Source organism: Phyllobacterium sp. 1468, from assembly GCF_031455525.1.
Classification (GTDB): Bacteria; Pseudomonadota; Alphaproteobacteria; order Rhizobiales; family Rhizobiaceae; genus Phyllobacterium.
This window is the reverse complement of the sequence record NZ_JAVDSX010000001.1, coordinates 1,078,733-1,100,198: the sequence shown is the minus strand read 5'-3', so window position 1 is coordinate 1,100,198 and position 21,466 is coordinate 1,078,733. Positions and strand designations below refer to the sequence as shown.

The following is a 21,466-nucleotide window of genomic DNA, read 5'->3' as shown; positions in this document are numbered from 1 at the left end:
CTAAGTATAAATTTCGGTTGTTGCGTCGAACCCCATCTGTCCAAATGTCTTTAGGGCAACACTATTGCGGGTATCGCGAAAGTGTTTCCATTCATCTATCGCACTTCCTGTTACAACCGCTATTGGAGCAGCATGTCCGAACCTTTCCAGAAATTGAGAAAGCAACCTCAGACGAGCATAATCAACCTTTTCATTATTCTTTAGACTTAGAAGATACTCTGCATGTGGAAAATCCGTAAGTTGACATAGTTCCCGGCGGCTAAATACTGGTTTCTCGCTCTCGGCAGATACGGCAATTAAGATCGTCCGAACACACCAATTTATTCGCCGATTTAGAAACGCTTGATCTTTAAAATCCCTAGCATGACGCAGCAGGAACCGTGCCAAGTCGGAAGCTAATTTAATCTCCCTGCTATAGTCTTTGCGATACACGAAGCTATCCAATAATTTACTATGGAAATCCGCGTCGTCGTAGGTGACAACCGCCTCCCTTATAATGTGCATCGCGAAAAGAGCGCCCTCGCGTGCGTCCGCAATCAACTTTTGAGCGGGATAAAACGACACGTTCAACCTCCCACGGCTAAACATATCGAAGTGGTCCTGATCAGTAACTGCGAGGACATCAATATCGGACTCATCGGAATAATCCATGCGAGCATGACTGCCGAATAGGTATTGCGCAATAATACTCACTATCGCACTCGACTCACTCTATTGATAATGGTCGGAAGAAAAATTGAATACCATATCAACCCAGAAATCATGTTAAGTGAGAACACAAATTTAGTTCCAGATGTCAAGTTATTTGCAGCATGTTTGGTATACCCAATCAGCAACGTTATGTCTATACTCGCAGACAAAGCTCCTAAGAATGTTTCTCGTATACCAGATACCCAATATAGGAAAGCAAAAATAGCGATAAGCAACGCACCAATCAATGTTGGCCTAGCAATACTTGCGCCCCAATTATTCAATTTTCCAGCAATATTTATTATTACACTTTCAAAGCATAACGTTACGAGGTCTATAATATTAATTACGGATTCGTCTAAGCCAGTGTTTTCAGAAAGTTTATATTTAACTTCCATGATCTTAGCTTTTATCGAAATATTTTGGTATAGCTCTATGCTTTTGTAGTAAGTTTTTTCGTCCCCATAGGTCATCATATTGTTCATTATTGCACGTGCAACTGTTGCCCGTGTTCCTTCCAATCTCATTATTTGATATTGCCGGATAACGCCTCTACCCCTCGTTTTGAGAGTTTCTTCATCAACGCAGACGTAAGCAGCGTTAATAAACTCAGCAGGATTGGTGAAAGTCGATCCGATCAGAAGGGTTTCGTTGCCTGACAGGCCTATCTCGCTGAATTTGCAATCTCGAAATTCACATCCCTCAAAGGTCGCTAACGTTAATGAGCAGCGGTAGAATTTACATCCCTTAAATTTTGCGCGGCGCCACTTCGTTAGGCCAAAATCGCAACGATCAAACTCACAGTTTTTGAATGTAGGGGTTGCGCTGGTGAAATCGCCAAGGAAATCACATTTGTCGAAGATCACATTCGAAATGACGATTTTCTCGTCGCGTTGCCATGTCTTCAGAAACTTACCACTCGTTAAGGTGACATGATCTTTTCGTTGATTCGGGGTTTTTGGCCAAGTATCTTCGGGAAAGGGTTGTGTATCAGTTGGATCGTATATTGGCTCAAAGAAGCTACCGCTCCTCTTTTCTCGGACAGCTCCAACACCGCTCTTATTTGTTGGTCGTTGGGTTGCTACCATCGCAATTTATCGCCTCATACTCGAAAGGGGTCTCTAGCTAGTCAAACGGGAAACTCTTCTGATTTACTACCTATCGTTCAAAAAACTAAACGACAACATCATAAGTCGATGCCTCTTAAATTTGAAAAGCTTGATTATCGAAATCGTCAGCCTTTATACACTCGCGAATGCGAATCTCTCGCATGCAACAGTTTTTGACAGGAACGTCTTTATCCTGCCGGTTTTGAATTAGTCAATCTTGGCAAACGGCCACATCTTCGGCACATCCAGCGGGGCGTCATTTCCGGGCTGCTTAACCTGTCGCCCAATCTCGGGCTCATCACCGGCGTTCCGTCATGGGCGCCGTGTTCGCATTCGCATCAGCGACAATTGACATCACGACGGCGAGTCCCGCTTTGTCGCTGGCGAGATTTCGGCAAGGAATGAGCTTGCCTACCTCCATGTGTATGCCACAAACACGCCCGCCATTTCGCTTTACAAGGCGATGGGTTTTCGCGTGCGCTCCGAGATGAACTTCGCCATCATCAAACGTCCTGATCAAGCGTGACGATGAATGCCCTCCATTTCCCGACGCACAACTGAAATTCGCCATTGAAGCGGCGGGCCGCATCGGTTAGAAACGCTTCGCGCATATAGGGTCAACGCCTTATCAGCACCCGTAGCTCAGCTGGATAGAGTGCTGCCCTCCGAAGGCAGAGGTCACAGGTTCGAATCCTGTCGGGTGCGCCAGTCTTTCTAGGCTTTAGGATAGTTTCCCCACCCCTTCAAAATCCTACACTCACCAAATACTCACAAGACACGTGGATTGACGGAGTCTCGGGCCTCTGCGAATTTGATAAGGCCAGGGGGATAATTATGAAATCTTTCATTTACCCGATCGCGACAGCGATGGCGAGCGCCAACAACATTCCGCCCATTTTGCGGATCCTCATCGAAATCTATTCGCAGGGCGTCACTTCCGAATGATTTTGGGCGCGCGGATATAGGCCTTTGGCAAGAGTTCGCCGATCCGGCCGTTCTGATGGCTGTTGACGAACTGGGTTGGCGATATTTCTTCCCACATTCATATAAAGATATGAGTTGCGAGCCGGATTGTATAACATAGGAAGGGCGCACGCAGGCCAACCTGCACTACAAGGCATGCCCATGAGCGCGTTATTCAACGACCCTGGGGGACAAATGAACAACGCCTCAAATTCCGAACAAATTACATCGGCTGGGCACAAACTCAGCGCCGGCCGACACCTTGACGTCCATTACCTTGCGCTGAAGGACGAGTATGATGCCACTCTTCGCGCTGCCGGCATCCGACCCGGCTGGTCGGTGCTCGACGCAGGTGCAGGGAATGGTGTCTTCCTGCCTTTGATGGCGGAATTGCTGGGTGCCGAGGGACATATCGAGGCCCTGGATTTGGCGCAGGAAAATATTGAAGCAATCGAAACCTTGATTGCAAGCCAACGGTTGGCCTGCCCGATAAACACCAGAATTGGCGACATGACCGCGCTGCCGTACGAGACGGGCACGTTCGATGCGGTATGGAGCGCGAACTCCACCCAGTATCTGAGTGACGAACAACTCACCCGGGCAATCGAGGAGTTCCGCCGCGTCGTAAGACCCGGCGGGCTTGTTGCCGTGAAGGAGGTCGACATCTCGGTTTGGCAGTATCAACCCCAGGACCCCAAACTTGTGTGGCGCCTGCTCGATGCGCTATCTGACGATACACAGATCTCCGGCGCCATGAGGGGAACTCGCTTGTCAGCCTGGTTTAGTGCGGCGGGCCTTGAGAACGTTTCCGCCATCACAACGGTGGCCGAGCGCCGCCAACCATTGCGGGTTGTGGAGCGCGAATACATCGGCAACAATCTAGCATTCTTATCCGGGCTGGCCCGAACCCGCGACCTGCCGGAAGCGGATCATCGGCAATGGCAAGCTGTCGGAGAAGATCCAGAGCGCCTGATTTCGGACCCCGGCTTCTGCTATCGCGAAATGTGGGTGCTCAGTTTGGGTGTTCGGGTATAGGCCCAGGTCAGAAGTTCGTCATGAACCGTCACCCGTGAACCGCTCGTCGTTGAATGGCGGGTCGCCGAAGTCTGTTGCGCTATAAAGTGCGATCAACTGTCCCTCACCTTCATCGGGTACGCCTGAGAACAGAAATACCTCACCGAGTTCCGGATGATGACCATGGACGCCGTTAAACGGGAACTCGTTGGGATCCGAGGATTCGTGAATGGTCACGTCGTCAATATGTTCGCCCTGCACATGATTGACGATTTCCGCAGAGCCGGAAAGCTCTTGCGCATCCGTCAAAGCCTCCCTGACCTCCAATTCAAACTCTACATCCCAGCCTTCATTTCCTATGAAATTCTTATCGCGGAACCTGACTTTCCATGGCATGGCTCACTCCTCCGATCAGAGCAGTAGAGGCTGTTCTTCCTCTGCCTCCGGTTGTGGCAAAACAATCAGTTCATTATCGGGCAGGGGCCGTTGCAACTTCAGCGCTTCCTCAACCGGTGCATCCATCCAAATGGCGATTTCTTCCGTGGTGCGCAAAATAACCGGCATCGCCTGTTCATGGATCGGTTTGACGACGGCATTCGGAAAGGTCGTCAGAAACGCGAAGATATCGGCCTGGACCGGCCCTTCCTTCTTCTTCCGCACGCTGTACCAGCTCGTCCAGATGCCCGCGAACCAGAATAGCGGTTTTTCCTCGTTGAGGGCAAACCAGTGCAATGGTTTCTTTTTGGTAACAGGATCGGGGTGAGGACCATACTCGGAAAAGCTCGTCGCCGGAACAACGCAACGGTTTGCCGGACCAAGCCAGTCGCGCCAGTGCGGTGATTTCAAGTTGCGAATGTTGGTCACACCGTAATCGACTTCGCCTTTCAGAAACTGCGGCGGTGTCGGCATGCCCCAACGGGCGATTGCCAGTTCACGGTCACCGTTGGCGTCCTTGCGACCAATCGGGGCAGGATAGTCGGGAAAGACATCCATCTGCGGTGTCAACCGATTGGTCAGGTCGTTGATCGGCAGAAACAACTGCCGCATCGCTTCGTGGGTGGTGGTGACGTTATAGAGGTTGCACATGGGCTAATCTCTCAGCTTGTTCCTGGCACCGATCCTATTCATTTCCCGCGATCCGCAAACACCGCATACGCGATCAGCAAGCGCCGCGACCCGGGACGATGCCATCGCCGACCTGCGGTGCCGCGCGGACACGATCATGCGGGATATGAGCTTCCATTTCTCGCAGGCAACCGCAGACGGCTGCGCGTTATTCCGGGTAGGCTTCAGCCCCGCTCGACGTCGCCTGATCGAACAGAATGAAGGCGAGCACATTGCCGGGCTCCGACGTGGCGTCGCTCCGCAGACCGCCAATCTCACCATCGACCGGACTGGTATACTCCGCGACAATCTCGCCGAACATATCGCGCTGGATTGCGATTTTCTGGCCGGGGCTGACCGTGTCCGTAAGCTTCACGAGATGTTCGACAATGCCGCCTGCAGTCGCAAGAACCGGGAAGAGGCTGTTGCCCACGAAAATCCTCGTATCGCGTCCGGTGCGTCTCATCGGGCCGTCGATGATGCCGTGGAGCTTGAGCACGTTCATCGTGCCCTCCACAAAGAGAGGGATCATCGTCAGATCAAGGCGCCGGGCATTGCCGATCTCGGGCGTGAAGGCTGGAATACCCACCTGATCGAGGGCGTCCGTCAGAAGACCGGGATACCCGGGATTGTCGAAGATCTGGTCGATCGGAAAGAGTTCCGCCATGGCCCTGACCTCAGGCACGTCCATTTTCGCCAAGTGAAACGCTGCGGCATCGAGGCCCGTCCCGGCGGTATGAAAATCAAGGACATAGTCCGAGTTCGGACGGATCAGCCGATTGAACAGCAGACCGGCATGGCGCGCCGGCGCGCCCGGCCCATTCTCGTCGCCCGGCCAGACACGGTTGAGATCGACCAGGTCCGCACCGCGACCGGAGTTCGGCCAGCGCCGGCCCATGCTTTCGATCGCAGGGCGGGAAACATCGAAGACCGCCATGACGGTGCCGCTCATCGCGGCCGGGTCGAGCCCCTTGATGATGGTCTGGACGGCGTGGATCGAGCTCATCTCGTCGCCGTGGACGCCGCTCACCAGCGTGACGCGCTTGCCCGGTTTCGCTCCCCGCAGGACGGCAACCGACACAAGCCAGGGCTGGCCCGAGGGGCCCTTGACACCGCGGAAGTAGAGGCGGTGGAGCTTCCCCAGCTCAAGGTCGGCAACGCCGAGCGTGCTGACGACCAGCTTTCCGTCCACGGTATCGCCCGTGTAAACCGTTCCTCCCGCCAACTTGGCCGTCGCGGTTTGTGCCGAAGCATGATCCGAAGCAAGAGCAATCGACGCCGCGGCGCCGCCGACGGTTGCGAGCATGAAATCGCGACGATCCAGGCTCATCTGTCATGGCAAGATCCTCCGGACGATACATCGATCGCATCCATTTAACACAACACTGCAAATGTGTCCTGCACACCTTTGTGTCAGAGGAAGGTGCGTTCTCCCGAAGGTCTCTTCGCAAAGGGACACCTTGAATTCTGAAAAACTTGATCTACACGCTGGAGTGATCGGAAGAACGCCTGAAAGCTTCCAGTAGCTCGTCGAGGCGTCGGTGCCCTTTTGCTTGGCGTCAGCGAAGCTGCCGCGCAGCGGGCAGGCTTCTTGAAGGCCGAGCTGACATCAACTCTACCTGCCGTGTCCTTCTACGCGGCTTCTGGTTATCGCTCAAAAGGCGCCTTCGAATTGCCGCTGCCGAGCGGATCGACGCTTCGGTTGGAGTTGATGACAAAGCGCTTGGCTTGACGCCGGAACCGGCAGGCAGGAATGCCATAGCCAGATACAAATCTGGGATGCAGGAACGGACATCGCCCGATTCATTGAAAGATTACGTCCACGGGAAATTGCTGTTGCAGGGCGGCGGTATTGCGTGGAGCAGCATCACGATGCAACTGCTGTCCCATCGACCTTGCGAGAGCAGGCTGCTGGTTCCAGCCGTTGCCGAACCGCTTCTGGTTTGGATTGTGGGCGACAGATCGGGCCTGCTTGACGGCCAGTATCAGGGCGCGTTACGGTCCGGCGGCTAGCGACCCCATGTCGGTCACATGAACTGTCAAAAACGCCGCCGAATACGACCCGCGTCCAAAACCTCAATCCGACTACGTTGGCGTCCAGACAGCCCGCTCTGCACTCAGGGCCACCGGCAGGAAACCTTTGCACGAGTTAACCGTTGTTCTCTAAGACAGCCGGAGAAGGTTAAATGGCATCTGTCCGATACATCGTTGCGGACGTCAGCGAGGCAGTCGCATTCTATCGAGACAATCTCGATTTCAAGGTCGACAAGCACAATCCGGGCAAGTTCGCCGCGCTGCTGCGCCAGGACTTGACGCTGTATCTCAGCGCCCCAGGCGCGGGGAGCGGTGGTCAGGCGGGTGGCAATCCGAAGCCGGGCGGATGGAACCGATTTATGATCGTTACGAACGAGATCGAAGTCCTCATTGAGCGGTTGCGCCGGGCTGATGCGAGATTCCGCGGCGAAATCAGCGACGGCGGTGCCGGCCGCGCCATCTTGGTTGAAGATCCCTCTGGCAATGTCATCGAGCTATTCGAGTTCAAGAAGGATTGAGCCTGGCCCAAACTGATGGCGGCTGTCGGTTTTGATGCGCCTCCTCATGTCATGCCACGTTCCACCGACGATGGATTTCTACCGTCTTTGACCCCAAGCGGGCGGCCGGAAGCCACCTCGTCATGGACATTGCGGTAGCTTAAGCGCACCAGCAGTTTTCAGGAATCGTCGGACGGCTTGAAGGGCGAAAGCGAAGGCGCAAAGCAGACGTTGCGTCGACACGCGTGGTTAGATTCCCGAACCGTCGAGCTGCTTGGCGTCATCGCCTTCCCAGGGTGGAGGCATCAAAGTGCGATCCAGACTAGCCGAGGGCATCGGCATCCAGCACTTCAACTCCGGTTCGGCGTATTCGACGATGCGGCCAGGCGAGGAATCAGAGGCGCGCCAACCTTCGGAACCGAACTGGTCGCCATTAGACCAATAAGCGAGATCAACTTCTGCCGGCCCCTGTTCTGAAGGGCGGATTGTGACAAGGATTCGACTTCCGTCTTTCGGCGCGCTCGCCATTTGGCGCCAGCGGTTTGCCTCGTCCATCCTCTTTCCTCTTGCATTGCTACGAGCCGCAAATGTCGCTCGACTAGATAATGCCGTCAACACAACTTTTTCACAGCCATCCTGGAATTTCGTGGATACTGCCGCTTCACGGCTGAACCAAGCGTTCGTGCGTCTTCTTCATTAGGTTTCTCTGGCGTGGTCGACGGCCGAGATGCGGCCGCGAAGCAGTCGTTCGTTAGGCCTCTTTCATCCCAGTTTTTGCCAAATTATAAATAGTCGGGGACAACCAGCGGGTCTGCGTCACGCGCGATTTACGAATTCAGGTTATTGACGTTCCACGTGAGAAATCTCAAACAAATGCCGGATTCTTTTCACCAAGCCCGGCACTGCATGAATGCCCGCAATCTCCGCACTGTTACCGAAGAGATGCTTCTCGGCTTCGGCTCGCCGCGACAGAATAAGACCGAGTTCTTCTACCAGGCTTGGTCGATCGTGCAGCAGCGGGGCCAATGTGGACTTGGCGATCTCGTAAACGACAGTATAGGCAAGGGCACGCACGGTACCAGTCTCTCCAGCTCCAGTCAGTAGGCTGGCTTCGCCAAAGTAATCCCCAGGCGCGAGCCTGTTCAATTCCAGCTGCCGATGTGGTTCCTTGCGAGTAACGACCAGAACACCCGTCCGAACTATCACCAATGATTTCATCTCGCAGCCCTGTTCGGCAACAACGTCGTCTTTGTGAAAGGTCCGGCGCGACATGGCGTTGGCTAATACTTCCTTTTCGTCCTCGGTGAGTGTTTTGAAGAGTGGGATCGCATCGAGCAACCGCATTTGTGTTGAGCGCATGCTGGACGGCGTGTCCTTGGCCGGCAGGGAGTCATGCTCGCCTATGGCTGACGCTAACGGTATGCCGGCTGCCATACTATGCCGATAGACCAGATCATATATTTCGTTCTGCGCCGCTCCGGCCCTAGCGATATCGGCCACCCGAAACGACAGTTCCAACTCAACCGCCGAACCATCGAGCGATTTGATCTGAATACCTGGCTCGGGAGAATTCAATATCGTGGTGGAACTCAATAGAACCGAGCGCATGACATCCAGAATAGCCGCCGGCGCTGCGGTGGGCGAAAAGCGCACAGCGATGCTCACGCCGTGGCTCCGGTCAGGGCTGCTCATATTGATCAACCTTGCCTTGGCAAGATCGCTGTTTGGCAGGATCACGAGGTCGTTCTTGCTGTTGAGAAGATGCGTTGCCCGCCAATTGGTTTCGACAACCCTGCCCTCGGTGCCATCGCCAAGCACGATAAGATCGCCGATGACATACGGCCTTCCGAGATTAAGTGCGATGCCGGAAAAGACATCACTCAAAGTACTCTGCAGGGCAAGGCCAAGAATGATGGCAAGAACGCCGGATGTGGCGATAAGTGTGCCGACGGGAAGGCTGAAGACATTGGCGACGACGGAGAGAACTGCGCCCAGATAGATGATGCCGACGACCAGATCCTGAATCAGCCGCCCCTCACGTGGACGTCTTTCAAAGATCAGGAACACGCGTGCGAATCCAACGAGGGCCCACGCAGCGTTGATCCACCAGATGACCTTAGCAATTCCAATGAATATTTTCTGGACGCCGGAGGCCGTGGGCGGGCCTGCCTGATACGGCACTATATCGTGGTAAAGCAGCAGCACAGTCAAAACCACAAAAAACGTAACCTGAAAGATCAGGTGCCATGTCGGGTTGTTGCGTAGCGCCACCCTCGATACAAATGCACCCGCGGCCGCAAGTGTTCCGGCCTGAATAGTGGGATCGGTGATCACGTCGGAGAGCGTCATTCTAAAAAGCACGCTAGAACGCTTCCGCTCCACCTACAAGCGCCCTTCTCACGAAGCGCTCGCTCGCTGCGGTCAAGCGGCCGCTCCTGGTTGGAGTTCTTCAAACCGGAGCGCGGATCAACAACAAAACAGCCATTTTCGGCATGTTCAAAGGAAAAGTTTCTCCGCGGGGCTTTTGCAGGGACGGGGGAGTTTTGAAATTGTTTGACTTTGAAAGCGCTTCGGTGGCGATATTTCGCCGCCGAGCAGTTGCCGGCTCGGTTCATTTCGCACTTGCCTAAACTTGGACCGGCGAAGAGGCCAGCGTCGACGTGCCTCCTACATTTCGCGCCAAGAAAGAATGGATCTGCGCAATGACGGCCGCGCCTTCCCCGACGGCGGCCGCGACCCGCTTCGTGGACCCGGCCCGTGCGTCTCCAACGGCAAAGATGCCAGGGCAGCTCGTTTCGAGCGGCAGTCGCTCCCCATGGCCGATGCGGTCCCCCGTGAGAACGAAGCCTTTTTCATCGAGCGCGACACAGCCGTCAAGCCAGTTGGTATTGGGGTCAGCGCCAATGAACAGGAAGAGATGGCGCGACGCGCACTCCTCCGTCTCGCCGGTTCGGACGTTGCGGAAGGTGGCCCCGGTCAGACCTGTCTCTCGGTCGCCATGCAAGCCCACAATCTCGCTGCCCAGATGGAGTTCGACATTGGGCAATGCCGCGATCCGATCGATCAGATACTGGGACATAGTCTGTTCGAGCGGTCGCCGAACCACGAGATGCAAGTGCCTGACCTGCGGTGCGAGGAAAGCGACGGCCTGGCCGGCCGAGTTTCCGCCGCCGACGAGAGTAACTTCCTCTCCGGCACATAGACGGGCCTCGATCGGCGATGCCCAGTAGGAGACGCCAGCTCCCTCCAGCTCTTCGACATTGGTGATATCAGGCTGACGGTAGCGCGCTCCTGATGCGATCACGATGGAGCGTGCCCGTGCGGTACATCCATTGCTGAGCTCTAGAGAAAATGGAGATTCAGACTCAGGTCCATAACAGCAAAGCTTTCCGACGGTCAGCGGGATCGCTAGCTCGGCACCGAACTTCGTAGCTTGATTGAAGGCCCGGCCCGCAAGAGCCTGTCCGGAGATACCCGTTGGGAAGCCGAGATAATTTTCGATCCGGGCGGATGCGCCCGCCTGGCCGCCGAAAGCCCGCGAGTCAAGAACCAGAACAGAAAGTCCCTCAGATGCCCCATAGACGGCGGTGGCCAACCCAGCTGGCCCCGCTCCGACGACTGCCACGTCATAGACAATATTCGGATCGAGATCCGGCATGATGCCGAGACAGGACGCAGCATCCGCGTCGCTCGGATTCCTGAGCAATGTGCCGTTTGGACAAATCATCAACGGTAGTTCTTCAGGTGCGATGCCGAGCCGTTCGACGAGCTCGCGCCCCTCTACCTCGCATGCGGCGACAAGGGCGTGGGGATAGCCGTTGCGGGTGAGAAATCCTGACAGTCTCACGATGTCGGGGGCGTCCCGGCGTCCAACCAGAATTGACCCTGCGCTGCCGACCCGCCCTTCTTCGATCAGCGAGACGCGACGGAGGATGTAGGCGCGCATGATCGCTTCACCGACATCCGCCGACCCGATGACTAGCGCGCGAAGATGTGGTGCATCAAAGGGTACCGCAATAACGCCCGTCTCGCCCGCGACCACCGATGCCAGCGATGCATGGCCAGACAACTGATTGGTCTCACCGGTGAACTGGCCGGGACCGTAAGTGGCGATCACCGACGCCTTTCCAGCGGCACCGCGCTGAATTGCATCGGCCGAGCCCTCTAGAATAAGCCAGGCAGGTACGTTGCGGGTGCCGATCTCATAGAGGATGTCGCTAGGGCCAAAGCGACACGGCTCGCCGCTCGCAAAGCGTCGAGCCATTCCGATTTGGAAAGCCGAAAGTGTTGGATATGCCTGCTCCCGCCGCGCATCGCTGATCGCCATCGTGTGAACTCCATATCGGCTATGCTCGTGGGCGACGGCATCCCGATTAACTCGTCAGTTTATCCTGTGCGCGACAAAAGCCAACACTTTCCGCGGGCTCTCTGCCTGCGGACATTTTCCACGCATCATAACCTGGAGGCCACGCTATCGCGGAACGACCCATGGAAAGTCACCTCGGCGGACACCTGGGGAAACGACGCAGCGTCGACGAGGTCTCCGATGAAACCAGCAAACCAGCAATAGCATAGCCCCAGCCGATCGCCAGTAACGCATCACAGTCATGCCTAGTCCGGACAGGGCTGGCCAGCGGCTCCCCAAAGAGCCATGTCTTTGACGTGATCCTCGAAGGTTCCCGGCGGAGTCGTGCGTCCAGCGCCAGGCGCCCACGCTCTCGGAATAAATCCGCTAAGCGATGCGTCGTGCCTCAAATGCTCGAGGAGACCGGCAGCGTCGCGGCCGCCATTGCGTTTGGGATCCTTCAGTTGGGCACAAATGTCGGCGCCACTCTTGCCAAACCAGATGAATTCCACCGGCGCAAGCTGCCAGTCGATGCCTGCATGCAAAGGCGCCGGTGCGGGGTCGTTCGGCGTGGTAGAAGTGACGTGACACGTCGAACATGGGATTGTCTCTGCCCCTATGCGGCTTTCTCCACCATGAATATTCATTCCGTGCACTCGGGGCTTGCTTTCGCCAGCCGGTGTCCAGATCGGAATTGCCTGCGCGTCGACGTGGCAATTGGCACAACGCGGGTGTGTCACCACCGCTTCGATTCTCTTCCAGGCCTGCAGTCCCTCGGCGCTGCTGATGCTGCCAGGCGGCAGCGCGTCTTTCGCCTCCTCTTTAGCCAAAACCATTCCCATCAGGGCGAAGATCGATGAACTGGCAAACGTGAGCGCGATCAGAGTTATCCTCATGGCGGGCCCTCACACGAAATCGATGAACTTGTTGAACGGCATCTCGCGGATACGCTTGCCGGTCGCAGCGAATATGGCGTTGGCGAGCGCGGGAGCCGCAGGCGGTACGGGCGGCTCGCCAATGCCCCTGACCGTATAATCGTTCTCCAGGCCACGCACCTCGATCACCGGACACTGATACATGCGCATGGCCTCGTGGTGGTTGTAGTTGGTCTGTTGGACAGCTCCCTTGGCATAGGTGAGTTCGCAGTTCATGGCATGGCCAAGGCCCCAGATGACACCGCCCTGAACGAGATTCTCGAAGTTGACAGGATCAATAACCTTGCCGACATCAGCGGCCACCCAGACCTTGTCGATTTTGATGCCCGCGTCTGTCATAGTCACTTCAACGATCTCAGCCACCGCTGTACCAAATGACTCGACAAACGCGACACCACGACCTTTCCCGTTTCCCAGCGGTCCCTTCCAGTTCGACATTTGCCCCACCGTTTCCATGAGCTTTCGATAGATCGGGATTTTGCAAATATCGATGCGTGCCAGGAGCGGATCCAGCCCCGCCGCATGAATCAATTCGTCAATGAAACTCTCGGTAAAGAAGCCGTTAGCGGACGCTCCGACCGACCGCCATGTGGTGGAGGGAGATAGCCCCTGTACCTCGAAACTCGTCGCACGATAGTTCGGAATGTCATAGTATACATTCCATATGCCGACGGCGAGCTGAGCATCAGGGTCTTTGGGTGGCGAACCCATCCTCCCCAGCAACTCTTTGAATGGGGGAGTTGCCGCCACCTGAAAGTCAGCCGAGATTATCTTGCCATCCTTGACACTTCCCCTATACCTGCCCATCGCTATCTGCCGCGGAATATCCTGCCGGAAATCCTCCTCACGCGAGAAGATGAGCTTTACCGGCGTTCCGGGCAGCTGCTTTGCGATCTCTGCAAGCACTCGGACATTCTCGAATTCAAGGCGGTGCCCGAAACTTCCACCTGACCACTCGTTATGGAAGGTGATCTGCTCGGGCTTCATGTCGATCGCTTTTGCGGCAATGTACTGCACAGATTGCGGCGTTTGATGACCGACCCAGATTTCCATTCCTTTATCGGTAACGATGCCTATGCCATTGAGCGGCTCCAATGGTTGATGCCCGACATAGGGGGCGCGATACTCTGCCTCAACAAGCGCGCCCTCGTTCAAACCAGCGCCGACGTCGCCATCGTTGCGCCATTGCTTGCCGAGGAATTCCGGAGCAAAGGAGGAGCTCACGACGTCCCAGTGGTCAGCTTGCTCAGCCGGGTATTTGGACGGCTCCCACAGGCAATCGACAAGCTCGGCCGCCTTCATGGCATACCAGCTGTTTGTCGCGATCACGGCGACGCCGTTCGATATCTTGAGTATCTTCTGTACCCCCGGCATCGACTGAGCTTTGCTCGCGTCATACGACTTGATCGGCTGACCCTTGTTGGGATTCAGCTTGACGGCTGCGTACACCATGCCGTCCATTGTCCGATCGATGCCAAACTTCATTTCGCCGGTAACTTTCGAGCGGATATCGAGCCGTTCCATAGGCTTGCCAATCAATCGCCATTGCGACGGGTCACGAAGCTTGACGTCCGTTACCGGTGGAATCTTCGCCGCGCCCGCCGAAAGCTCGACGTAGGGGATTTTCGTACCATCCGGCAGGATCACGTTGCCGGCCTCGGTGCGTAAGTCACCTACGGCGGCTCCGCTGCGCTGAGCTGCAGCCGCTTTCAGGGTTTCTCGCGCAATTGCGCCCGCTACGCGCAGCTTTTCATAGGTATCCGGGATCGCACTGGAGCCTCCGGTCATCTGCAGGCCTGATTGCCTGAGCCATTCCAGTGCGGCCCCGCGTGCCTTCTCTGCTTCGGGACTTTGGTCTGCCGCCATGAATGGAGCAAGTTCGTGGGCGAACCCGCTATTGAAATAGGCAGGACTAGGTCCGGCGAAACGAATCTCAAACTGGCCCGGTTCGAGGTCCAGTTCCTCGGCGATCATGAGCGGCTGGATAGAACCAACGCCTTGACCAATGTCCGCATGCTGGGCAATGAGCGTGATTCTTTCCGGACTGATCTCGACCCATGGATTGAATGTAACCGAATCCGGACCGAGGCCTGATGCCAACGGATTCGTGGCATTAGTGGAAGAAGGTGGCTGTTGCGCCCGAGCATACGATCCGAAAGCGACACCTCCAGCGACGGCGACAGTGCTGAAAATGAAGGCTCGGCGGGAAAGACCTGGGATCTCGCCCATCTCATTTCCCTCCCATCTTCTCGGCGGCCGCGTGGATCGCGACACGAATACGTTCATACGTTCCACATCGGCAGAGATTGCCCGACATGACCTCATTGATGTCTTCATCGGATGGATTGGGGATCATCTCCAGGAGCGAGATCGCCTGGATGATTTGGCCGGTCTGACAGTAGCCGCATTGCGGTACCTGATGCTCGATCCAGGCCTCTTGCACCGGGTGCAGCTTGCCATTGCCGACGGCTTCTATCGTGGTTATCGCCTTGCCCGCAATATCAGCTATGCGCGCCTGGCACGAGCGAACGGCTGCCCCATCAATCTGTACCGTGCAGGCGCCGCAATGGGCTATTCCACAACCATATTTTGGACTGGTTATGCCAAGCTCATCGCGCAAAACCCAGAGCAAAGGCATCTCGGGAACCACATCGACTCGGTGCCTAATGCCATTTACCGTGATATCAAACATCGCAAGCCTTCCCAAATTTTCCAGGACTTCGCTATGGCATCAACCGTACTCGCGGCTTCCGGAGCTGCAAAGAACAGTTGGTCAGAATTTACCTCTTTTAACCGGCGGTTCAGTATCGACAACGGTCAACGAGGGGTCCGTCTTCGGTCGGCTATTGGCCGTTCGATAGGCTCTATGAAGCGGGGCTCGCACCAGGGGGCGCCCAAGCACGATGTCTGGAAGTGGCCCCTAGTGGTAGCAAGGAGAAGGCGCGCCGAGGCGGGCGATTAGCGATGCGCTCCGCTTTCAATACCCATGAATCGTTCAGGCGTTGCTTGAATTGAGTGCCGCGATCGCCGCCTCGGTGACTGAAATATCCTGTTCGACCGTTCCGGCGCTCGCGCCCACCGCACCAATGATTTCACCGCCGATGCGCACCGGAGCGCCACCGCCGAAGATGATGACCCGTCCGCCATTGCTGTGCGCAATACCAAAGAGGGGCGAGCCAGGCTGCGCCAGTTCGCTCAGATAGGCGGTTGTCTTGTCGAATAAACGGGCCGTCACTGCCTTGCCGATTGCGAGATCGATGCTTCCGATCAGCGCACCATCCTGGCGGCTGAACGCAATGAGCGCACCGCCTGCATCGACGATGGCGATATTGTAGGCAATGCCGATACTGACAGCTTTTGCCTCGCCTCCTTCGAGCATATGCTTCGCGTCTGAAAGCGTGAGGGAGTTGAACCTTCGTGGCATCGTATGCGACCTTTCTTTGATCGAGCTTCCCACTGAACAGGGATGGATGCGCGGCACAGTCCTTTGGAAGTCGCGTCTTCGAAGATCGAGGCGCTTATTCAGATTGGTGGGCACTTCGGTCGAATTAATCGAAAGGCGGTATGATAGGCGTCTATGATTTGAAACTACCACCACAGTCAGCGTCTGCGTGGTAAAAAGAGGTAAATCGGGTGCGGAGGACAGCTACCAATCAATCATGGATTGGCTAGGGACGGTCCACCACTACAATCGGAGAGCTACCAGTATCACCGGCCCACGACGCGCACTCTCGCCTGTCTATACGCGAGCGGATTAAGAGGTTAAATTAACCGGCACGCCAAAGCTCGCCAACCGAGCCTGGCGTACGTTCTGGCAGATCCAGGAGTAGCTACTCGGAACAGCGTGTTCATGACGGAGTCATTCGGGGGTGCATGGAACGATCCGGCAAAATAGACAGTAAGATATATTGCTTCGGGGACTATCGGTTCATTCCAAACCGACAATTGTTGATGCTTGGCGACAAACCGGTGCGGGTGGGAGCCCGAGCTCTCGATCTGCTCCACCTGCTCCTCATCCACGCGGGAGACGTCGTCGGCAAGGATCAGCTGATGAGCTTCGTCTGGCCGGACACCTTCGTGCATGAAAGCAACCTGAAGGTAAACATCGCCGCCTTGCGCCGTGCTCTTCGGCGAGAAGCATCAGGACTATCGTGCATCGCCACGGTCAGCGGCCGCGGCTATCGCTTTGTCGCGCCGCTGCGGGTCTATGGAGGAGATCACTCGCCGTTGCCTTTCGATTCTGGCAAGGCGCCAGCGAGCGAACTCCCGGACATCGCGCCGATTATTGGTCGCGATCATGTGATCGCCGCGCTCGAAGCCAAGCTTCCGACGGAAAAATTCGTGACTGTTGTCGGCCCGGCCGGAGTCGGCAAGACCACCGTCGCATTGGCCACCGCGATCCGTCTCCTCCGACGTTATGGCGATGGTGTTTGCTTCGTAGATCTGGCCACCATCGGCGACCCACAGCTTGTGGACGCCACGATTGCAGCCTCGTTGGGCATCAGCGGCAAGTGGACCAATGTGCTTGCTGGCATCGTCGAAACACTGCGAGATCGAGAAATGCTGCTTGTGCTCGACAATTGCGAGCATGTTCTTAGCACGGCCTCGGCCATTGCGGAGCATTTGAGACTCGCGGCTCCCGGCATCCACGTCATTGCGACGAGCCGGGAACCCCTCCGCTCGCGTTCCGAGAACGTCTATCGCTTGTCCCCCCTCGCGTATCCAGACGAGAACAGGGGCACCACCCGAGAAGATGCCTTGGGCTTTGCTGCCGTGGAGCTCTTTGTCAGGACGGCGCACGAGGCGTGCGGGTACCAGTTAAATGACATCGATGCGCCTAAGGTTTCGGCCATTTGCCGGCGTCTCGAGGGTATCGCGCTTGCCATCGAACTCGCCGCATCGAGGCTGGTGACTATGGATCTGGCAACCTTACTCGGTCTTCTGGAACGCAGCTTCGAGCCTCTCAACGCAGGAGCACGCGATACTTCAGCCCGCCACCAGACGCTGCTTGCGACCATGGATTGGAGCTACCAACTTCTCTCCCGGGATGAGGCCCGGCTCCTGCGGTTGCTTTCGGTCTTTTCGGCAAGCTTCTTTCTATCCGACGTCATCGGTGTCGCCGGTCGCATCGGCGGCGGGATCGAGGAGATAGCGGCGTGCACTGAAAGCCTCGCCGCGAAATCACTCCTGTCGGTCGCGTATGATGCGGGCGTGCCGCGCTATCGCCTGCTCGACAGTACTCGCAGCTTTGCGGCCGAGCGGCTAAGCACGAGTGGAGAATCCGCCGAAGCACAATCCAGCCATGCGCGCCATCTTCTTCAACTGTTCGAGCAAGCCGAGGCGGATTGGCAATGGCAACCGAGGAACGAATGGACTGCCTGCTATGAACCGCGAGCGAACGACTTGCGGAAGGCGATCGACTGGACCTTCCGCGACGGTGCTGATCCCGAGGTCGGTGTACGTCTTACCAGCGCGGCAATCCCGCTTTGGGACGAGTTGTCGACCGTAGCGGAAAGTCGCCGTCGCGTGGAACGGGCACTGGAATCGGTTGAAGCGCTGTCGCGGTGCGACCCCGCCGTCAAAATGAAACTGATAGCGTCCTACGCCTCGGGCCTCAATTTCTCCGATCATTTGGGCCCCGAAGCCGATGCGGCGTGGATGGAGGCCAACCAATTGGCGTGCGAGATCGGCAATGTCGACTACCAGCTGCGTACATTGTGGGGACTCGGTATCCTGCAAAGCTTCACCGGACGGCACCGGCAGGCAATCGCGACTCTCAAACAGTTCGCCCAGCTCGCCGAACGGGAAAATGAACAGGCGGTCGTAGCGGAGGGCGAGCGCGTAAGGTCAACGGCCGCCTTTTACTGCGGCGACGTCCGGCTTGCGTACCATGACCTGAAGAGGCTCTTGCGCGAGCATGCGATCACCGCGAAACGATCGGCCGTCACCCGATTCCAGATGGACCGGTTTGTGTCGATCCGGGTGGCGTTTGCGACGGCGGCCTGGGTGTGTGGCGATCGAAGCGAAGCGACGACGGCACTTCAGGAGGCGCTCGATCACAGCCTTGCGCTCGATCACTTGGTTTCGCATTCCAACGCCCTCGCACAGGCGGCGCTGCCTATCGCGCTGTGGTCCGGCGAGAGCGAAACTGCGCGCCGACATGTTGCGATGCTAACGCGCAACCTTAGCTTGCGCGATATCGCCATCTGGCGACCCGTCTGTCAATTCTATGAGGGCGCCGTGAGGAGCATGGACGGCGAAGGCGAAGGCGTTGACATCATGCACCTGGCGATAGGCCAGCTCATTTCCAATAATTTCCTCGTCCGGGTGCCTTTCTATCTCGCTGTGCTGGCGGAAGCCGCACTCCATAATAAGCGCATCCCGCTCGCCCGTGACAGCCTGAGCGCTGCCTTCGATCATGCCGACCGCCAAGGTGAGTACTGGTCCCAGCCCGAGTTGCAGCGCGTACGCGGGTTGCTGCAATGGTGGGATCGCGATTTGCCTGGCGCCTCGGAAACGTTGATGCTGGCCGCGGAAACCGCGCGAGAAAGCGGCGCGCTTTTCTTCCAGCTTCGGGCCTCGACGGCTCTGGCCCAACTTTGGGCCGAAACCGATCGCCGCGTGGCAGCAGCCGATCTCCTGTCGCCCATCTGCGCCGAGTTCGATAACGTACCGCCCTGTGCGAACATCGCGAAGGCGCGTCATCTGCTCGAGACACTTAGGCGATAGACCCAGCCCGGTCGATGGTGGGTCTTACCAGCCATTCTTGTTCGCTACCAGTGCGGGCTCGAGCACAATGGCGTTGCGGTCGGCAAGGTCGTGGATTTTCGACAGATAGTTCTTGAAATGCGGCGTCTCGTGGTGAGCCTCTACCGCTGCATTGTTGAGATAGAGCTCGTCCAGCACGTACCGGTCGGCTTTTGTTTGATCCCGCCAGATGTCCCATCGCAGATTACCCTGCTCGGCTCTGCAGTGAGGCGCCATGCTGAAGAGCAACGCCTCAAGCTCTCCCGCTTTCCCAGGTTTTGCAAGCAACGTCCCCATAATCTTGATGTGAGCCATGATCAGATCTCTCAGTCGGCTATTTCGTACGGCTGGCAGTTTCAATGAAGGCTGCAACCTCGCGCGGATGGGAGAGCATCACGGCATGGCTGCTATCAATCTCCATGGTTGTAGCGCCAGCCCGCTTCGCGAATGCCCGCTGGAAGGTAGGCGGAATCATGGAGTCTTTGGTGGTTACCATGAAATGCGACGGCTTGGCCTTCCACGCGACCTTGGTGATTTTTGTCTGCACTGCTTCTAGCCCCCACGGCACCTGCGCGGCGGCCATAAATCGCGTGATCGAAGCATCGACATCGGCCGCGAAAGCACCCGGGAATTTTGACGGGTCCACGAGCAGATAACCGTCGTGGGGCGGCAGCAGCGGCGCGGCCGTTTCCCCCTTCGGCGGCTTCTGTTCCGCAAGCGATGCCACCGACTCCCCTGAGTCTGGCGCAAAAGCAGCGATATAAACCAGACCTCGTACCTTCGGATTGTCACCGGCCTCCGTGATGACCATTCCACCATAGGAGTGGCCAACGAGGATCACCGGATGTCTTGCCGCGGCAATCACCTGATGCGTGGCCGCAACATCGCCACTGAGGCTGATCGTCGGATTCTGGACGACCAGCACCTCGTATCCTTCGTTAGTCAGTGTGTCGAATACCGCCTTCCAGCCGGAGCCGTCGACGAACGCGCCATGCACAAGAACAATCGACACAGGCTTTTCGCCAGACTGCGCCAACGCGGCGGCAGGAGCGATCAAGGACAACAGGAGGACTAAAGCAATGCGCACCATAAAACCAGCTCCATTTGATTGAGGGATCTACACGACGAGATACTACGCCCCAAATGCTTCACAACGCCGGATTGGCGCGATCGAGTGCTTCGATTAGCTTTGCCGCGATCGGATGATCGGAGCGAGGATTCTGGCCCGTAATGAGCTCCCGATCGACGACCACATGGGGCTCGAAATCTGGACCAACCGTCGTCTTGGCGCCAGCCAGGTCCAAGGTTTCGGGCATATTGAAATAAAGCTTGCCGTGCAGGATGTTATCCTCGATGGGTTTTTCCTCGCTCGCTGAATAGACCGTCATCCTGTAGCCCGCATATTGCCATCCCTTCGCAAGTTCTGCGGCCTTAACTCGGTCACCCTGGATCAGCGACGCGCGAAATTCCTTCGCCTGAGGCATTGCGGATATTGAGACGATCGGGCCGTGGCAGAGCAAGGCGGTGGGCTTTCCGGCCGCGTGGAAATGCCGAAGGATCTCTCCCGCGTCAGGATCCTGCATGAGATCGACGACGGGGCCTTGGCCTCCGGGCGCGAACACCCCAGCATATTTGTCCAGCCCCTCCTCGATCACAGATCTCAGGGTGCGGCCCGTGTTCGTTGAGGGATCGTTGGCGAAGAACTCTTTGCCGCGAAGATACGCTGTCTCGTCGTCGAAATGCTGGACCGCGTCCGATGCCGGGTCAATGTAAGGCTTGGCCCCCGAGGGAGTGGCAAGCAGAACTTCATAGCCCGCACCGACAAGCGCCAACATAGGCACCACTGTTTCATTGAGATATTGTCCCGTAGGCCCGGTGCCGCCTCCCCGAATTTCGATACGTGTGGCGTTTGAGCCCATCACCAGCACTTTTCCTTTGCTCATAAACCCGCCTCCTGATGTTTCACGGCGGATGGCGGAGCGAAGCAAGCCATCCGGACTGCAGGCATGATAGCGCGGCGCTTCCCTG

The 21,466-nt window shown here is 56.8% G+C and carries 20 protein-coding genes and 1 tRNA gene; 6 read left to right on the top strand and 15 right to left on the bottom strand.

Annotated elements, in window-relative coordinates; translation table 11 throughout:
• The gene (locus tag J2X72_RS05240; RefSeq protein WP_310069154.1) at nt 1-693 is read right to left on the bottom strand and encodes a nucleotidyltransferase domain-containing protein; all 693 of its coding nucleotides are present in this window, start codon (nt 691-693) and stop codon (nt 1-3) included.
• Nucleotides 693-1,778, bottom strand: a complete 1,086-nt coding sequence (locus J2X72_RS05235) for a pentapeptide repeat-containing protein (protein WP_310069152.1) — start codon at nt 1,776-1,778, stop codon at nt 693-695. Before J2X72_RS05235 ends, J2X72_RS05240 begins: the two co-directional genes overlap by 1 nt.
• A gap of 409 nt (nt 1,779-2,187) precedes the next feature.
• Between J2X72_RS05235 and J2X72_RS05230 the strand changes: the two genes are divergently transcribed.
• The 3 genes from J2X72_RS05230 (at nt 2,188) to J2X72_RS05220 (ending at nt 3,797) form a co-directional block, all read left to right on the top strand.
• Entirely contained in the window at nt 2,188-2,325 is a 138-nt protein-coding gene (locus tag J2X72_RS05230) for a GNAT family N-acetyltransferase (protein ID WP_310069347.1), read from the top strand.
• A 105-nt stretch (nt 2,326-2,430) separates the two neighbouring features.
• Nucleotides 2,431-2,507: transfer RNA gene (locus tag J2X72_RS05225), tRNA-Arg, on the top strand.
• Between the two features lie 450 nt (nt 2,508-2,957).
• The gene (locus tag J2X72_RS05220; protein WP_310069150.1) at nt 2,958-3,797 is read left to right on the top strand and encodes a methyltransferase domain-containing protein; all 840 of its coding nucleotides are present in this window, start codon (nt 2,958-2,960) and stop codon (nt 3,795-3,797) included.
• Between the two features lie 18 nt (nt 3,798-3,815).
• On the opposite strand, the gene J2X72_RS05215 is transcribed toward J2X72_RS05220, so the two are convergent.
• From J2X72_RS05215 to J2X72_RS05205, 3 genes are all read right to left on the bottom strand, one after another.
• Complete coding sequence (locus tag J2X72_RS05215; RefSeq protein ID WP_310069147.1) at nt 3,816-4,172, bottom strand: hypothetical protein; 357 nt, start codon at nt 4,170-4,172, stop codon at nt 3,816-3,818.
• 15 nt (nt 4,173-4,187) lie between these two features.
• The gene (locus J2X72_RS05210) at nt 4,188-4,862 is read right to left on the bottom strand and encodes an SOS response-associated peptidase (RefSeq protein WP_310069144.1); all 675 of its coding nucleotides are present in this window, start codon (nt 4,860-4,862) and stop codon (nt 4,188-4,190) included.
• A gap of 187 nt (nt 4,863-5,049) precedes the next feature.
• On the bottom strand, nt 5,050-6,210 hold the full coding sequence (locus J2X72_RS05205) for a succinylglutamate desuccinylase/aspartoacylase family protein (RefSeq protein ID WP_310069141.1): 1,161 nt from the start codon (nt 6,208-6,210) through the stop codon (nt 5,050-5,052).
• Nucleotides 6,211-6,659: 449 nt separating this feature from the next.
• Between J2X72_RS05205 and J2X72_RS05200 the strand changes: the two genes are divergently transcribed.
• Together J2X72_RS05200 and J2X72_RS05195 are read left to right on the top strand one after the other, a co-directional pair.
• Nucleotides 6,660-6,893: a hypothetical protein gene (locus J2X72_RS05200; protein ID WP_310069138.1), complete on the top strand. Its 234-nt coding sequence runs from the start codon at nt 6,660-6,662 to the stop codon at nt 6,891-6,893.
• A gap of 173 nt (nt 6,894-7,066) precedes the next feature.
• Complete coding sequence (locus J2X72_RS05195) at nt 7,067-7,432, top strand: VOC family protein (RefSeq protein WP_310069135.1); 366 nt, start codon at nt 7,067-7,069, stop codon at nt 7,430-7,432.
• Between the two features lie 228 nt (nt 7,433-7,660).
• Here the strand turns inward: J2X72_RS05195 and J2X72_RS05190 are convergent, their stop codons facing one another.
• The 7 genes from J2X72_RS05190 to J2X72_RS05160 form a co-directional block, all read right to left on the bottom strand.
• The gene (locus J2X72_RS05190; protein ID WP_209998262.1) at nt 7,661-7,966 is read right to left on the bottom strand and encodes a hypothetical protein; all 306 of its coding nucleotides are present in this window, start codon (nt 7,964-7,966) and stop codon (nt 7,661-7,663) included.
• A gap of 285 nt (nt 7,967-8,251) precedes the next feature.
• Nucleotides 8,252-9,772: a mechanosensitive ion channel family protein gene (locus tag J2X72_RS05185; protein ID WP_310069132.1), complete on the bottom strand. Its 1,521-nt coding sequence runs from the start codon at nt 9,770-9,772 to the stop codon at nt 8,252-8,254.
• 265 nt (nt 9,773-10,037) lie between these two features.
• On the bottom strand, nt 10,038-11,738 hold the full coding sequence (locus J2X72_RS05180) for an FAD-dependent oxidoreductase (RefSeq protein ID WP_310069130.1): 1,701 nt from the start codon (nt 11,736-11,738) through the stop codon (nt 10,038-10,040).
• Nucleotides 11,739-12,022: 284 nt separating this feature from the next.
• The gene (locus tag J2X72_RS05175; protein WP_310069127.1) at nt 12,023-12,652 is read right to left on the bottom strand and encodes a hypothetical protein; all 630 of its coding nucleotides are present in this window, start codon (nt 12,650-12,652) and stop codon (nt 12,023-12,025) included.
• A gap of 9 nt (nt 12,653-12,661) precedes the next feature.
• On the bottom strand, nt 12,662-14,920 hold the full coding sequence (locus J2X72_RS05170; RefSeq protein WP_310069126.1) for a molybdopterin cofactor-binding domain-containing protein: 2,259 nt from the start codon (nt 14,918-14,920) through the stop codon (nt 12,662-12,664).
• Nucleotide 14,921: 1 nt separating this feature from the next.
• On the bottom strand, nt 14,922-15,383 hold the full coding sequence (locus J2X72_RS05165; RefSeq protein ID WP_310069123.1) for a 2Fe-2S iron-sulfur cluster-binding protein: 462 nt from the start codon (nt 15,381-15,383) through the stop codon (nt 14,922-14,924).
• Between the two features lie 303 nt (nt 15,384-15,686).
• Nucleotides 15,687-16,115: a heme-binding protein gene (locus tag J2X72_RS05160; RefSeq protein ID WP_310069120.1), complete on the bottom strand. Its 429-nt coding sequence runs from the start codon at nt 16,113-16,115 to the stop codon at nt 15,687-15,689.
• A 527-nt stretch (nt 16,116-16,642) separates the two neighbouring features.
• Between J2X72_RS05160 and J2X72_RS05155 the strand changes: the two genes are divergently transcribed.
• Complete coding sequence (locus tag J2X72_RS05155; RefSeq protein ID WP_310069117.1) at nt 16,643-19,420, top strand: winged helix-turn-helix domain-containing protein; 2,778 nt, start codon at nt 16,643-16,645, stop codon at nt 19,418-19,420.
• Between the two features lie 24 nt (nt 19,421-19,444).
• Here J2X72_RS05155 and J2X72_RS05150 read toward each other — a convergent pair whose 3' ends face one another.
• The 3 genes from J2X72_RS05150 to J2X72_RS05140 are packed head-to-tail and all read right to left on the bottom strand — an operon-like array spanning nt 19,445 to nt 21,381.
• Nucleotides 19,445-19,753, bottom strand: a complete 309-nt coding sequence (locus tag J2X72_RS05150) for a putative quinol monooxygenase (RefSeq protein WP_310069115.1) — start codon at nt 19,751-19,753, stop codon at nt 19,445-19,447.
• Between the two features lie 19 nt (nt 19,754-19,772).
• Nucleotides 19,773-20,528: an alpha/beta hydrolase gene (locus J2X72_RS05145; protein WP_310069109.1), complete on the bottom strand. Its 756-nt coding sequence runs from the start codon at nt 20,526-20,528 to the stop codon at nt 19,773-19,775.
• Nucleotides 20,529-20,586: 58 nt separating this feature from the next.
• On the bottom strand, nt 20,587-21,381 hold the full coding sequence (locus J2X72_RS05140) for a type 1 glutamine amidotransferase domain-containing protein (RefSeq protein WP_310069107.1): 795 nt from the start codon (nt 21,379-21,381) through the stop codon (nt 20,587-20,589).
• Nucleotides 21,382-21,466 lie beyond the last annotated feature (85 nt).